This is a genomic window from Sporosarcina pasadenensis (assembly GCF_047228845.1).
Lineage (GTDB): Bacteria > Bacillota > Bacilli > Bacillales_A > Planococcaceae > Sporosarcina.
In genome coordinates this window covers 514,104-529,106 of record NZ_JBFEGM010000001.1, presented here as the reverse complement: position 1 = coordinate 529,106, position 15,003 = coordinate 514,104, and the positions used below count along the sequence as shown (strand labels likewise).

The window sequence follows — 15,003 nt, the reverse complement described above, 5'->3', positions numbered from 1 at the left end:
TCGGCTGTTGGCATAAAGAAATAGATAAGGGAAAATTGAAAAACGTTTTTAATAAAGGGGGGACGAGTGTTGCGATTTGAAGTAGTGACGGACATCGGTCAGAAACGGACAGTTAATGAAGATAGCGCGGCAGTATTTGAAATTCAAGACGGACCGACGCTCGCAGTTGTCGCGGATGGCATGGGAGGCCATCGAGGCGGGGACTTTGCTAGCTCGACAGCAGTCAGGATACTTGGCGAACAGTTCATGAAAGTTGATAACTTAGCTAGTATGGAGGAAGAAGACTGGAAAGACTGGCTACAGGATACGGTATTGCAAGTTAACCGTACAATATTCGAGATTGCCGAAAAAGATGTAGAGTACAAAGGGATGGGAACTACATTGGATGCAGTGCTCATCTACGAAAATAAAGCTCTCGTCACACATATCGGGGATAGCCGTGTATACACGATCAACCGGAATGAAATCCTGCAAATTACGAAGGATCATTCTTTCGTCAATATATTGCTTGATTCCGGAGAAATTACGGAAGAGGAAGCTGCAAGACATCCTCAGAGAAATTGGATCATGAGGGCGGTTGGTTCTGAAAAGTCGATCAGTCCTGACTTCTACCAAATCCAACTGGACGAGCAAACATATTTGCTCATATGTACGGATGGCTTGAGTAATAAAGTCGACAATGAACGGATCAAAGCAATCGTTACATCGGATGGGGACTTGCATGAAAAGGCAGTTAAATTAGTCGAGTTAGCCAATGAAATGGGCGGAGAAGATAATATTTCCGTCATTTTGGCGAGCCCCTACGGTTCGGAGGTGAGCCAATGATGATCGGCAAACGAATCGGTGGCCGTTATGAAGTGCTTAAAGGAATCGGTGAGGGAGGCATGTCAAAGGTCTATTTGGCACATGACATCATTTTGGACCGCGATGTTGCCATTAAAGTCCTGAACTATGATTTTGCAAATGAGCAGGATTTGAAAAAAAGATTCCAAAGGGAAGCGCTCTCTGCCACGAGCTTGACACATTCACATATCGTCAATATTTTTGACGTCGGCGAGGATGAAGAGCTTCATTATTTGGTCATGGAATATATCGAAGGGCAGACACTCAAGAAATATATTCAATCGAATGGCCCGATACAAATCCATCAAGCTGTCAAAATCATGAGGCAACTAGTTTCCGCGATAGCCAATGCTCATCATAACGGAATTGTCCACCGCGATATTAAGCCTCAAAATATTTTAATGGACGCGGAAGGCAACGTGAAAATAACTGATTTCGGAATAGCGATGGCGTTAAGCGCCACCGCACATACGAAAACGAATTCAGTAATCGGCACTGTCCATTATTTGTCCCCCGAACAGGCAAGGGGCGGAATGGCGACTAAGAAATCTGATATTTATTCGCTAGGAATTGTCTTCTACGAATTATTGACCGGAGAATTACCGTTCTCAGCTGAGACTGCCGTAGCAATCGCATTGAAACATTTGCAGGAGGAGACGCCTTCTGTGCGACTGGCGTATCCCAATATACCGCAAAGTGTCGAAAATGTTATTTTGAAAGCGACAGCGAAGGATGCTACATACAGATATCAATCGGCGGATGAAATGTATGAGGATTTGCTCACAGTTCTGTCTCCCGAAAGACAGCATGAAGAGAAATTTACGATCCCGTTCGACGACGACCGCACACGTGTCATTCCGGCGATTACGGATACGTCGAATTTTGACCATGGGGAAGAGACGAAAATCATTGAGCCAGTCGTTCCTGATCCGGGTCCTAAACAAAAGAAGAAGAAGCGGAAAAAATGGCCGCTTGTCGTTGGTCTATTAGCACTGCTGGTAGCAATCGCCGTACTTCTATTCATATTTTGGCCCTCCTTATTCGGACCTAAAAACGCCTTGATTCCAGAAGTGGTCGGATTGGAAGAAGCGGAGGCGGTTTCCAAGATGGAGGAAAATGGATTTGTCGTTGAAGAAGTCGTGGAAGATTACTCGGACGAGTATCCAGCCGGGCAAGTTATTAAAACAAATCCAGAAGCAAATAAAAAACGTGAAATCGGGTCTTCCGTCGTCCTTTACGTAAGCATAGGCAAGGAAACGACTGAACTTACCGATTACATTGGTAAGGATTATGAAACGATAGCGGATTTCCTGAATGGTTTCGGATTTAGGGATATCCGCCCGGAATGGGTTCACAATGATGCACCGAAAGGGCAAATCCTTGAGCAGACTCCTAAAGCCGGTGAAAAGGTCGTTCCGGAAGAAACCGATATCGTATTTACAGTCAGTTTGGGGAAAGAGATGAAAAAACTTGCTAATCTATACAATTATACTAAGCAAGAATTGGATGATTACGCGTACAAGTCCGGCTTCAACATCGATATCGTAAGAAGAGAAGAATCTGATAGTGTGAAGGAAGGACATGTCATTTCACAAGTTCCTTCTGCGAACTCCGAACTTGAAAAAGGTTCGAAAGTTGAAGTCGTCATGTCGAAAGGCAAGGAGAAGAAACCGGTAAAATATTTTGTGGAAACGGTCAATATTCCGTACGAACCATCAAATACCGATGACGATGATGAAAACTCGGAACGTGAACAGCAAACAATCCAAATTTACATCCAAGACAGCAAACATACGATGACAACTCCGGTTGACGAATTTAAAATTTCGGAAGACGTAAAAAGAGAGATTACAGTCACATTGGAAGAAGGTCAAAGTGGCAAATACGAAGTGCGTAGAGATTCGGAAGTCATTGCTGAAAAAACGTTCAACTATGACTGATGTTGAATAGGAAGGAGGAATTCGATGCCAGAGGGACAAATTAGAAAAGCGATTAGCGGTTTTTATTACGTGAAGAGTGAGAACGAAAATCTTATCCAATGTAAAGGCAGGGGAGTTTTCAGAAACAGAGGAATAACTCCCCTTGTCGGCGATTTTGTCACGATCGTCCAGGATGGTGATAATGATGCGACGATTACCGAAGTCCATAAAAGGAAAAACGAATTAGTTAGACCGCCAATAGCGAATATTGACCAGGCTTTGCTTGTGTTTTCAATCGTGGAACCTGACTTTAGCCTCCATCTGCTGGATCGTTTCTTAGCCGTCATTGAATCGGCTGGCATTCAGCCGGTCATCTGTCTGACAAAGAAAGACGTCGCAAAGGACAAGGATCTTCGGCAAGCCGAATCTGCAACTGCTTACTACCGTAGTATCGGTTATGATGTGATCGCTACTTTTATCGGAGACCCGGATCTTTATCCCTTACTTCAACCTCATTTGGCAGGCAAGACAACGGTTCTTGCCGGTCAGTCCGGCGTCGGTAAATCGACATTGCTCAATACGTTGATACCAGAGCTGTCATTAAAGACCGGCGAGATTTCGGAAGCGCTTGGCAGGGGTAAACATACGACCCGTCATGTGGAGCTTTTGGAAGTGGCGGGCGGACTCGTAGCCGATACACCAGGCTTCAGCTCTCTTGATTTCGATCATATCGAGAAAGAGGAACTACGAGATTATTTTGTTGAAATGGAAAATGTGGCACATGAATGCAAATTCAGAGGATGTTTGCATTTGAAAGAGCCTGGATGTGCAGTGAAAGAGAAAGTGGAAACGGGGGAAATATTGCAGTCCCGCCACACTCATTATTTACAATTTTTGCAAGAGATTACTGACCGAAAGCCGAGGTATTGACAATGATTAAAATAGCACCGTCCATTTTAGCGGCGGACTTTTCAAAGTTGGCAGATGAAGTGAAAGAAGTGGAGAAAGCGGGAGCGGAACTGATTCATATAGATGTGATGGATGGGCATTTCGTTCCGAATATTACAATGGGACCGATTGTTGTGGAGGCGCTGCGTCCAGTGACGGAACTTCCACTTGATGTTCATCTCATGATTGAGAATCCCGATGCATATATTGAACAGTTCGCGAAAGCTGGGGCTGATTATATAACAGTTCATGTGGAGGCGTGCAGGCATTTACATCGTACTATTCAACTAATCCGCTCTTACGGAGTGAAGCCGGGTGTCGTGCTGAATCCACATACGCCTGTCGAGCACATCTTACACATTTTGGAGGACGTTGATCTAGTGTTATTCATGACGGTCAATCCAGGATTCGGTGGACAGAAATTTATTCATTCCGTACTTCCGAAAGTGAAACAGTTATCAGATCTGATTAAGGAAAAAGGTTTATCTATCGACATTGAAATTGATGGAGGCATCAACGAGGAAACAATCATCCCTTGTGTAGAGGCAGGCGCAACGATTTTAGTCGCTGGATCGGCCATTTACAGTGCAGAAAATCGCTCAGAAGCATTGCAACGAATCAAAGCTGCTGGAGAAAGCGTGCTCAATTGATGGAAAGGGTAGTTATTTGTGCAGGCGGACCATCCGTAGAGTTACCCGATTTGTCGGTTTATGAGACGAAAGGGACGATTTTCATCGGTGTCGATCGTGGTGCGATTCATCTATTGGATAAAGGTATTGTTCCCGATGAAGCAATTGGAGATTTCGATTCGGTAAGTGAAGAAGAGTTTAACAGAATCAAAGAAACTGTGGAACGGGTCGATTCTTTCCAGTCTGAAAAGGATGAGACCGATACGGAACTTGCTCTGAATCGTGCAATTTCCTACCATCCGAAGGAAGTTATTTTGACCGGAGTCACGGGCGGTAGATTAGATCATTTCGAATCGGCATTGCAATTAACATACCGCATGCAGAATGAACATAATGATGTTTCATTTCTCATTCGCAATGCCCATAATGAACTTTCTCTACTCCATCCGGGCGTCCGTCGGGTGAAAAGGATTGAACAGCTCCCTTATATATCATTTTTCCCTTTCGGCAGTACAGTAGAGGGCCTGACGTTGACCGGATTTAAATATGAGACGGTCAACGCTAGGATGGATATGGGCATGACAAGATTTACAAGCAACGAACCAATTTCAGAAGTTTGTACTATCTCATTCCGGCAAGGCATATGCTTAATGGTAAGAAGTTCAGATTCCTGAAAGGAGAAGGGAATTGCGAGTTTATACATTTACGATGCCGAAGTTTCTAAGTAGCTTTGTTCGAAAATGCATGGTAGTCTTCCAAAAAGAAGAGAAGGCGAAAAGTCAAGCTACTGCGAGCCAACGAAACAGAAAACGGAAAAAAGAAAAAACGTCAGGCTGAACTTCTTCGGCCTGGCGTTTTATTTCTTTTTGTCGTATTGTCGGAACGCGATAATCGAAATTAAACGCGTTGCACTTTACCCGATTTGAGTGCTCTCGCAGATACCCAAACACGTTTCGGTTTACCGTTTACAAGAATACGGACTTTTTGAAGGTTAGCTCCCCAAGTACGTCTGTTGGCATTCATTGCGTGTGAACGAGCATTCCCCGTACGTGCTTTGCGGCCAGTAATTACACATTCTTTAGCCATTTTTTATGACCTCCTCGCTAATAATGATTAAGCGATTCACTATCTAATTCGCATACCATAATACTTTATCACAGGAAATAACGGCATGCAACCTTTTTTACTGATGCTTTCAAGTGAAAATCCTTTACAAGTAATTCTTGTTTATTTGTCAACGCTTTTCTATTGCTTTAGTGTATAGTACAATGGGGTTAGTTAATAAGGATGCAGGAGGGGAAGCTTTCATGTCAATCGAGCTGAAAAACGATTACGGTACGATAGATATTACGAACGACGTCATTGCCCAAGTGGTGGGAGAGGCGGCAATCGAATGCTATGGAATTGTCGGCATGGCTTCGCGTCACCAGATCCGGGATGGTCTCACGGACATCCTCGGGAAAGAGAACTATGCTAGAGGGGTCATAGTAAGAAATATTGGAGATGAGACGCATATTGATATGTATGTAATCATCGGCTATGGCACGAAAATCTCTGAAGTCGCATACCAAGTGCAATCCAAAGTGATGTATACATTGAAAAAGACATTATCGTTAACAGTGGATTCAGTGAATATATTTGTTCAAGGAGTTCGGGTGACGAACTGATAGAAGGAGGAAAACATTTCAATGAATTTTATTGATGGTGTGAAATTTGCCGACATGGTGAGGATGGGTGCACATCACCTTCATCTTAATGCTGATTATGTCGATTCATTAAACGTGTTTCCCGTGCCTGACGGGGACACAGGGACAAATATGAATTTATCCATGACATCTGGTGCGAAAGAGACCGAAGCGCATGCATCCGCACATTTGGGCAAGACTGCTCAAGCATTGTCTAAAGGGCTATTGATGGGTGCCCGTGGGAACTCGGGCGTAATCCTATCGCAATTGTTCCGCGGTTTCGGTAAAGCTGTGGAAGAGGAAGCGAAGCTTGACGCGGCTAAGTTTGCCGATGCATTGGAATATGGGGTGCAGACAGCGTATAAAGCTGTCATGAAGCCGGTAGAAGGAACGATTCTGACTGTCGCCAAAGATGCAGCGAAAAAAGGCGTTGAAGTGGCGAGATCGACAGAGGATATCATTAAAGTGATGGAAGCCATCGTTGAAGAATCGAAAGCATCTTTAAAACGGACTCCCGATCTACTTCCGGTATTAAAGGAAGTCGGTGTCGTTGATAGTGGCGGACAAGGCCTTGTCTATGTATATGAAGGCTTTTTGGCATGTCTGAAAGGTGAAGAGCTGCCTGAACGAATGAACATGGACTTGATGGAAGACTTAGTGAATGCAGAGCACCATCGTGGAGTTCAAGGATTCATGAATACAGAAGATATCGTATATGGGTATTGTACAGAATTCATGGTGAAATTTGAGGACGAGAAAGTGAAGAAGCATCCTTTTGAGGAAGGCAGCTTCCGACTGGATCTCAGTAAATTTGGAGATTCCTTGCTTGTTATTTCAGATGAGGAAATTGCGAAAGTACATATCCACACCGAGGAGCCGGGAGATGCGTTGAATTACGCACAACAATATGGTTCGCTCATCAACATTAAAATCGAAAACATGCGTCAACAGCATATCGATATCGTTGGCGAAAGCCATTCGACTAAAAAAACGGAAACGATTTCACATCCTTACGCAATTGTAACAGTGGCAATGGGCTCAGGAATTGCGGAACTGTTAAAGAGTATCGGCGCCTCTGCAGTCATTGAAGGCGGACAAACAATGAACCCGTCAACCGAAGATATCGTCAAGGCAATTAAAGACGTCGGTGCGGAGCGAGTTATCATCTTGCCTAACAATAAAAATATTATCATGGCAGCAAAACAAGCGGCGGAAGTAATTGGCATTGAAGCGGCTGTCGTTGAGACGAAATCCGTCCCTGAGGGATTGGCTGCGATTCTCGCATTCAATCCGGAAGCAGCAGTGGCGGAAAATGAAAAAGTTATGTCAAAAGCAGCAGCTGGCGTGAAGACCGGTCAAGTCACTCATTCTATCCGAGATACGTCCATCGATGGAATCGACATTAAAAAAGATGATTTCATGGGACTTGCGGGCAGCAAAATTGTAATCTCCAAGCCTTCTCTTGATGAAGTGATGAAAACATTGCTTGCAACACTCATTGATGAAGATGATGAAATTGTGACGATCATCTATGGCGAGGACGTAACAGAAGAAGAAGCGACCGAGATAGCTGACTATATCGAGTCCACATACGATCATACTGAAGTCGAATTGTATAACGGAAAGCAACCGCTTTATCCATATATCCTATCTGTAGAATGATTTACAAAACAACGGTACCCTTCTCTCAAAGGGTACCGTTTTTCTATTTTGTCTTTATGCGTAATCTACTGTAAAATGATAGTTAGAGTTTGTCTTTTTAGAAGGGCTTTTAATAAGGGGGTTGTTTATATGAAGTACAGATCGGTTTTTGAAATTATCGGTCCAGTAATGATCGGGCCGTCATCTTCACATACCGCGGGAGCCGCCCGCATTGGCCGAGTAGCCCGGGATTTGTTTGGGCGTCAGCCGGAGTGGGCAAGAATTCATCTCTATGGTTCTTTTGCAGAAACATATAAAGGACATGGGACGGACGTTGCGATTATCGGGGGATTATTGGATTATGACACGTTCGATGAAAGAATCAAAACAGCTTTTGAAGATGCCGCAGCGCTCGGAATGACTTTTGAGTTCATTCCTGAAGAGGAAGAGGCTGATCATCCGAATACAGCGAAAATTGTTATCGGTGACAGTCAAGGAGAAATGGAACTTGTCGGCATTTCAATCGGCGGTGGTACAATGGAAGTCACTGAGTTGAACGGTTTTCCGCTACGACTATCCGGACATTTCCCGGCGCTCCTCGTTGTGCATGACGATCGCGCGGGTGTTATTGCGAATGTCTCCAACGCCATTGCTTCACAAGGGATGAATATTGCTCACATGGAAGTCGGCAGGAAAGAAAAAGGGAAAATGGCACTGATGGTCATCGAAGTTGACCAGATGTTTGATGAAACACTCATAAATGAATTGAAATCTTTGCCGAATGTTACACAAGTGTCAACATTGGCGAACTAAGGAGGGGAATAGACATGGAAGTGCTATTCGGAACAGTGAAGGAACTGGTAGCGATTGCAGAAGCGCAAAATAAACCAATCTCTGAAATTATGATTGAACAAGAAATGCTCATTACAAAACGTTCCCGTGAAGAGATTGTCGCTCAAATGGATAATAATCTTACAGTGATGGAAAGCGCAGTCGAACAAGGTCTTCAAGGAGTGAAATCGACTTCCGGTTTAACAGGCGGAGATGCTGTCCTTCTTCAAAACTATATCAAGTCCGGAAAATCTCTTTCAGGAGAGCTCATTTTGGATGCCGTCAGTAAGGCGGTCGCGACAAATGAGGTAAATGCTGCAATGGGAATGATTTGTGCCACTCCAACAGCGGGGGCTGCCGGAATCGTGCCCGGAACACTTTTCGCTGTGAAAGACAAATTAAACCCGACGAGGGAACAGATGGTGAATTACTTATTCACTTCGGGTGCATTCGGATTTGTAGTTGCGAACAATGCATCGATTTCAGGCGCTGCAGGAGGATGCCAAGCAGAAACGGGATCAGCCGCTTCGATGGCTGCCGCAGCTATTGTAGAGATGGCGGGTGGGACGCCCCAACAAAGCGCAGAGGCATTCTCGATCGTTATGAAAAACATGCTCGGTCTCGTATGCGATCCGGTAGCGGGTCTAGTTGAAGTGCCATGTGTGAAGCGAAATGCGATGGGAGCTGCGAAAGCTCTTGTAGGAGCGGATATGGCTCTTGCTGGAGTCGTCAGCAGGATTCCGACGGATGAAGTGATTGAAGCGATGCACCGAATTGGACAATCAATGCCTTCTGCCCTAAGGGAAACCGCAAAAGGGGGCTTAGCTGCCACACCTACTGGAAAGGCGCTGGAAGCAGAGATATTCGGAAAGGATAAAGCGGCACGTGACACCGTCAATTCTTGATCCTGTCACAACATTGAAAGGTGTGGGCAAGGCATCTGCTGAACAACTTCAAAAACTGAGCATTGAAACGATTGAAGAATTGATCAATACATTTCCGTACCGGCATGAAGATTTCCGATTGAAGGATTTAGCTGAAACGCCGCATAATGAACGAGTTACGATTGAAGGAAGGATCGAAAGTGAGCCTTCCGTTCTTTTTTTAGGGAGGAATAAATCACGTCTTCAAATCCGGCTGCTTTCCGGTAATCATCTCGTTAAAGCGGTTTTCTTCAATCAGCATTATTTGAAAGACCGGCTTTCAATCGGAATGATCGTAACGGTGACCGGAAAATGGGACCGTGGCAGGCAAGTGATCAACGTAAGCAATTTTAGCGAAGGTCCTAAAACGGATCAAGCCGATTTTGAACCTGTTTATAGTTTGAAAAACGTCATGCACCAGAAGACATTCCGTAAATATATGAGGCAGGCACTGGATTTATGCGGCAGTGAAATTGCCGAAGTCCTCCCGCTTTCATTACGGGAAGCTTACATGCTGCCATCAATCGGAGAAGCGCTTGAAATGGTCCATTTCCCAAAATCGCCGAATGATGTGAAACAGGCACGACGCCGTTTTGTATATGAGGAATTACTTAAATTTCAGTTGAAGATGATCGGGATGAAGAAAATCCGCAAAGAAATGGAGAAAGGCATTCCGATTCATTATGATCTTGAACGTTTGAAAGAGTTTATTGATTCGTTGCCTTTCGAGCTAACGAATGCGCAAAAGAAGGTTGTCAATGAGCTTTGCGCTGAATTGAAAAGTCCGACGAGAATGAATCGGCTGCTGCAAGGGGATGTAGGTTCTGGAAAGACGGTCGTTGCAGCAATCGCTCTATTTGCGGCGATAACCGGAGGATTTCAAGGAACGCTTATGGCTCCGACTGAAATTCTTGCTGAGCAGCATGCCAACTCCCTATCAGCATGGCTTGAGCCGTTCGGGGTGGAAGTCGCTTTCCTTTCCGGTTCCACGAAAGGGAAGGCTAGAAGAATCATCCTTGAGAAGTTGCAGAGCGGAGAAATCGATTTGCTGATCGGGACGCATGCGCTGATTCAACCAGACGTTAGTTTTGCAAACTTGGGGCTCGTCATTACGGATGAGCAGCATCGATTCGGTGTTGAACAACGCCGTGTGCTAAGGGAAAAAGGGCTGAATCCGGACGTTCTCTTCATGACGGCGACCCCGATTCCCCGAACGCTGGCGATCACCGCCTTCGGTGAAATGGATGTTTCCATTCTTGACGAAATGCCGGCTGGGCGAAAGAAAATCGAAACTTATTGGTTGAAAGAGGATTCCTTATTGCCGGTATTGCGGAAAATGGAGAAGGAGCTGCAGGCAGGACGTCAATCGTATGTCATTTGTCCACTGATCGAGGAATCGGACAAGCTCGATGTGCAAAATGCGGTCGATGTCCATTCCCAGCTCACCCATTATTTCACTGGCCGATATACGGTCGGTCTCATGCACGGTAGACTTCATCCTGATGAGAAAGATGAAATCATGCGGGACTTCAGCGAAGGGAAGATCAATTGCCTCGTTTCAACGACTGTCGTTGAAGTTGGAGTGAACGTGCCAAATGCAACATTCATGCTCATTTATGACGCCACCCGTTTCGGACTTGCTCAACTCCACCAATTAAGGGGAAGGGTCGGCAGGGGAGCGGACCAATCGTATTGCGTCCTTCTTGCTGATCCGAAAAATGAGGAAGGGAAAGAACGGATGCAGTCGATGACAGAGACGAATGACGGATTCCTATTAGCAGAAAAGGACCTTGAGCTGAGAGGCGCAGGCGACTTCTTCGGGAAGAAGCAAAGCGGGATGCCTGAATTCAAAATGGCCGATCTCGTGCACGACTACCGGGCATTGGAAACCGCCCGACAAGATGCCGAGAAAATGCTTTCATCAGATAGTTTCTGGGCCGATCCAGAATACAAATTCCTAAGAGAAGACTTGGAACAATCCGGCGCGCTATCACATGAACGAATGGATTGACAGCGATATATAGATGGACCTGTTGGCAAACAGTTGCTAGCAGGTCTTTTCTGTTAAGCAAAATGTTTTGTAGAAATCAATGAGGAACTATGATAATATACTGGTATTAGTACCAAGTGCTAATCCGGAAGGGTGAAACGATTGAGAGTGCCAAAAAGGGAGAGGCAACGCCAACTTGAATTGAGCCTCGAACAAAATCCTTTTCTGACAGATGAAGAATTGTCCAAGCAATTTAAAGTAAGCGTCCAAACGATCCGATTAGATCGCTTGGAATGTGGAATTCCGGAATTGCGGGAACGTTTGAAAACGGTAGCTGCACGAACGATGGACGCAGAGGTGAAATCTCTCCAGTCAGATGAAGTGATTGGTGAAATCGTAGATATCGAACTGGACAAGCGGGCTGTTTCCATTTTCGACGTTATGGACGAACATGTCTTCCAACGAAGTGGAATTGCACGTGGACACCATTTATTCGCACAGGCGAATTCATTGGCCGTAGCAGTTCTCGATGATGACCTTGCTTTGACAGTGACGTCAACACTCAATTTCTTGAAGCCTGTCAAATCAGGCGATCGTGTCATTGCACGCGCCGTTGTTGATAAAAAGCGATCAAATGATAAAAGGACGTTTGTCGATGTCATTTCGACGGTCGAGAACGTAACGGTTTTCACCGGTGAATTCCAGATGTATCAAACTACGGACCACAGTAGGAGGGGAATATGATGATCATTGCATTAGATGGAATGGGCGGAGATCACGCACCGGGTGAAATTATTGAAGGCGCAATTCAGAGCCTATTAGAATTTGAAGATATACATATACATATTTATGGAAATGAAGAAAAGATGGCTCCCTATTTGAAAGAACATGCCCGTTTGAAAGTAATTCATTGCACAGAGAAGATCGAGGCGGACGATGAGCCGGTCCGGGCAATCAGGAGGAAGAAAGATGCTTCCATGGTAAGGATGGCTCAAGCTGTAAAAGACGGCAAGGCCGACGCATGCGTCTCTGCAGGTAACACAGGTGCGCTAATGGCGGCGGGACTCTTCATCGTCGGACGGATAGAAGGCATCGATCGACCAGCGTTATCGCCGACCTTGCCAACGATTGATGGACAAGGTTTTGTCTTCTTGGATGTCGGAGCAAATTCGGACGCTAAGCCGAACCATTTGCAACAGTACGCTATCATGGGCAGCATTTATGCAGAAAAAGTGCGTGGTATTCAAAAGCCCCGTGTTGGACTGTTGAATATCGGCACCGAAGAAGGCAAAGGGAATGAATTGACGAAAGCGGCATACGACCTTCTGTCGGTAGCGCCCATTCACTTTGTCGGCAATATCGAATCGAGGGACATATTAAGCGGAGCGGCAGATGTCATTGTAACGGACGGATTTACCGGGAACATGGTGTTGAAGACGATCGAAGGGACAGCCTCCGGGTTCTTCTCAATGCTGAAAGAAGTATATGGAGCCTCTTTAAAGTCAAAGCTGTCCGCGGCGATGGTGAAAGATGACCTCAGGGGTTTGAAAAAGAAAATGGATTACACCGAATATGGCGGGGCGGGATTGTTCGGTTTGAATTCACCCGTCATTAAGGCGCACGGCTCATCCAATGCCAATGCAATCTTAAATGCGATTAGACAAGCGAGGACAATGGTTGAATTTGATGTGTGCGGAACGATCAGAAAGACAGTTGGAGAGGTGGAAGCGGAATGACGAAAGTTGCATTTATATTTCCTGGGCAAGGCTCGCAATCTGTAGGGATGGGAGCAGAGCTCTTCAATAGTGCCGGAAATTATCTTGAACGGGCGGATGAAGTATTACAGTTCGATTTAAGCCGTTTGATTACAGAAGGGCCTCAAGAGGAGCTGACGTTGACTTATAATGCGCAGCCTGCACTGTTAACAGTCGGCGCTCTGATTGCTTCGAGGCTTGCGGAAGAAGGAATTACGCCTGACTACACTGCCGGACATAGTCTTGGTGAATATACGGCACTCGTCGCTTCAGGAGTTCTTTCATTCGAAGATGGGGTGTCCGTTGTCCATCAGCGCGGCCTGTTCATGAATGACGCTGTTCCTGCCGGTGAGGGAGCAATGGCGGCCATTCTTGGACTAGATGGAGAAAAACTACAAGAAGTGACGGATACGATTACTGCAGAAGGAGATTCGGTTCAACCTGCCAACTTGAATTGTCCAGGACAAATTGTCATTTCAGGGACGAAAGCAGGCGTGGAAAAGGCTTGCATCGAGCTTAAGGAAGCAGGGGCAAAAAGAGCGATCCCACTTGATGTGAGCGGACCATTCCATTCCTCACTTATGAAGCCGGCAGCCGAACGTCTGAAAAACGCGTTGGATCAAGTGGAAATGAAGGACGCTGCGATTCCGGTAGTTGCAAATGTGAACGCTGAAACAGTTTCCGACCGGGAGGAAATCAAGCAGCTGCTTGTGGAACAATTATATTCCCCGGTCCGATGGGAAGACTCTGTCCGTGAATTGATCGGTCTAGGAGTAACGCATTTCATTGAATGTGGCCCCGGGAAAGTGCTCAGTGGCCTTGTAAAGAAAATCGATAGATCTGTTACAGTTCTTCCTGTCTATGACGAGGAGACATTGCAAACAGTTATCGATGCAGCGAAAGGGTGGAAATGATGGGTAGATTTGAAGGGAAAACAGCAATCGTTACAGGCGCTTCAAGAGGAATTGGACGCGAGATTGCAATTTTGCTAGGAAAAGAAGGCGCGCGTGTAGCTGTCAATTATAGCGGCAGCAAAGAAAAAGCAGAAGAAGTCGTTGAATTGATCAAACAATCCGGCGGAGATGCTTTTGCCATTCAAGCAAACGTTTCGGATTCCGAACAAGTGAAACAAATGATCGATGAGACATTGAAAACGTTCGGCTCAATTGATATGCTCGTAAATAATGCTGGAATTACACGAGATAATTTATTAATGCGCATGAAGGAAGACGAATGGGATGATGTTATCAACATCAATTTAAAAGGAGTCTTCCTTTGCACGAAAGCTGTGACACGCCAAATGATGAAGCAGCGTGCTGGGAAAATCGTCAACCTTGCATCGATCGTCGGAGTCATCGGTAATCCGGGACAAGCAAATTATGTCGCTGCAAAAGCTGGCGTCATCGGCCTGACAAAAACGACCGCAAGAGAACTTGCTGCAAGAAATATTACAGTGAATGCAGTCGCCCCAGGCTTCATTACGACCGATATGACCGATGCTCTTCCTGAGAATGTGAAGGAGCAAATGTTGGCGTCAATTCCTCTAGGCAAATTAGGAGCAGCAGAAGACGTAGCAGGCGCTGTCGCGTTCCTATTGTCAGATGATGCAAATTACATTACCGGCCAGACGATAAACGTAGATGGCGGAATGGTGATGTAATTCTATCCGCATTACTAGTGTCCAGCTTCGGGCGCTAGCCCCTCGAGTCGCTTCGGTCTTGAAGCAAAAGGCAAAGAGCGCCTTTTGTTCAAGCCCTCCAGCGCTTGTCGGGGCTAAGCAAGCGCCCTACGCTTTTCTAGTGTCCAGCTTCGGGCGCTAGCCCCTCGAGTCGCTTCGGTC

General features: G+C 45.6%; 16 protein-coding genes. 15 read left to right on the top strand and 1 reads right to left on the bottom strand.

Annotated features, from left to right (window positions below; genetic code table 11):
- Positions 1-69 precede the first annotated feature (69 nt).
- From AB1K89_RS02695 to AB1K89_RS02670, 6 genes are read left to right on the top strand one after another with little or no spacing between them, the layout of a single operon-like run.
- Positions 70-825, top strand: a complete 756-nt coding sequence (locus AB1K89_RS02695) for a Stp1/IreP family PP2C-type Ser/Thr phosphatase (protein ID WP_413053238.1) — start codon at positions 70-72, stop codon at positions 823-825.
- Entirely contained in the window at positions 822-2,783 is a 1,962-nt protein-coding gene (pknB, locus tag AB1K89_RS02690; protein ID WP_413053237.1) for a Stk1 family PASTA domain-containing Ser/Thr kinase, read from the top strand. Before AB1K89_RS02695 ends, pknB begins: the two co-directional genes overlap by 4 nt.
- Positions 2,784-2,807: 24 nt before the next feature.
- On the top strand, positions 2,808-3,692 hold the full coding sequence (rsgA, locus tag AB1K89_RS02685; protein WP_413053236.1) for a ribosome small subunit-dependent GTPase A: 885 nt from the start codon (positions 2,808-2,810) through the stop codon (positions 3,690-3,692).
- A gap of 2 nt (positions 3,693-3,694) precedes the next feature.
- On the top strand, positions 3,695-4,360 hold the full coding sequence (gene rpe, locus AB1K89_RS02680) for a ribulose-phosphate 3-epimerase (protein ID WP_413053235.1): 666 nt from the start codon (positions 3,695-3,697) through the stop codon (positions 4,358-4,360).
- Positions 4,360-5,013 (top strand): thiamine diphosphokinase, encoded by a 654-nt coding sequence (locus tag AB1K89_RS02675; protein ID WP_413053234.1) that lies wholly within the window; start codon positions 4,360-4,362, stop codon positions 5,011-5,013. Before rpe ends, AB1K89_RS02675 begins: the two co-directional genes overlap by 1 nt.
- A gap of 34 nt (positions 5,014-5,047) precedes the next feature.
- Complete coding sequence (locus AB1K89_RS02670; protein WP_371922579.1) at positions 5,048-5,176, top strand: stage V sporulation protein SpoVM; 129 nt, start codon at positions 5,048-5,050, stop codon at positions 5,174-5,176.
- Positions 5,177-5,236: 60 nt separating this feature from the next.
- Here the strand turns inward: AB1K89_RS02670 and rpmB are convergent, their stop codons facing one another.
- Positions 5,237-5,425 (bottom strand): 50S ribosomal protein L28, encoded by a 189-nt coding sequence (rpmB, locus tag AB1K89_RS02665; RefSeq protein ID WP_060209036.1) that lies wholly within the window; start codon positions 5,423-5,425, stop codon positions 5,237-5,239.
- Positions 5,426-5,646: 221 nt separating this feature from the next.
- Between rpmB and AB1K89_RS02660 the strand changes: the two genes are divergently transcribed.
- The 9 genes from AB1K89_RS02660 to fabG all read left to right on the top strand — a co-directional run bounded on the left by AB1K89_RS02660 (position 5,647) and on the right by fabG (position 14,823).
- Entirely contained in the window at positions 5,647-6,006 is a 360-nt protein-coding gene (locus AB1K89_RS02660; RefSeq protein WP_252503646.1) for an Asp23/Gls24 family envelope stress response protein, read from the top strand.
- Between the two features lie 21 nt (positions 6,007-6,027).
- A complete protein-coding gene (locus AB1K89_RS02655; protein WP_413053233.1) occupies positions 6,028-7,686 on the top strand; it encodes a DAK2 domain-containing protein in 1,659 nt (552 codons plus the stop codon).
- A 129-nt stretch (positions 7,687-7,815) separates the two neighbouring features.
- On the top strand, positions 7,816-8,478 hold the full coding sequence (gene sdaAB, locus AB1K89_RS02650; RefSeq protein ID WP_413053232.1) for an L-serine ammonia-lyase, iron-sulfur-dependent subunit beta: 663 nt from the start codon (positions 7,816-7,818) through the stop codon (positions 8,476-8,478).
- Between the two features lie 14 nt (positions 8,479-8,492).
- On the top strand, positions 8,493-9,401 hold the full coding sequence (gene sdaAA / locus AB1K89_RS02645) for an L-serine ammonia-lyase, iron-sulfur-dependent, subunit alpha (RefSeq protein WP_413053231.1): 909 nt from the start codon (positions 8,493-8,495) through the stop codon (positions 9,399-9,401).
- The gene (gene recG, locus AB1K89_RS02640; RefSeq protein WP_413053230.1) at positions 9,382-11,430 is read left to right on the top strand and encodes an ATP-dependent DNA helicase RecG; all 2,049 of its coding nucleotides are present in this window, start codon (positions 9,382-9,384) and stop codon (positions 11,428-11,430) included. Before sdaAA ends, recG begins: the two co-directional genes overlap by 20 nt.
- 141 nt (positions 11,431-11,571) lie before the next feature.
- On the top strand, positions 11,572-12,153 hold the full coding sequence (gene fapR / locus AB1K89_RS02635; protein WP_413053229.1) for a transcription factor FapR: 582 nt from the start codon (positions 11,572-11,574) through the stop codon (positions 12,151-12,153).
- A complete protein-coding gene (gene plsX, locus AB1K89_RS02630) occupies positions 12,153-13,145 on the top strand; it encodes a phosphate acyltransferase PlsX (protein ID WP_413053228.1) in 993 nt (330 codons plus the stop codon). Before fapR ends, plsX begins: the two co-directional genes overlap by 1 nt.
- The gene (fabD, locus tag AB1K89_RS02625; protein WP_413053227.1) at positions 13,142-14,077 is read left to right on the top strand and encodes an ACP S-malonyltransferase; all 936 of its coding nucleotides are present in this window, start codon (positions 13,142-13,144) and stop codon (positions 14,075-14,077) included. Before plsX ends, fabD begins: the two co-directional genes overlap by 4 nt.
- The gene (fabG, locus tag AB1K89_RS02620) at positions 14,077-14,823 is read left to right on the top strand and encodes a 3-oxoacyl-[acyl-carrier-protein] reductase (protein ID WP_413053226.1); all 747 of its coding nucleotides are present in this window, start codon (positions 14,077-14,079) and stop codon (positions 14,821-14,823) included. Before fabD ends, fabG begins: the two co-directional genes overlap by 1 nt.
- Positions 14,824-15,003 lie beyond the last annotated feature (180 nt).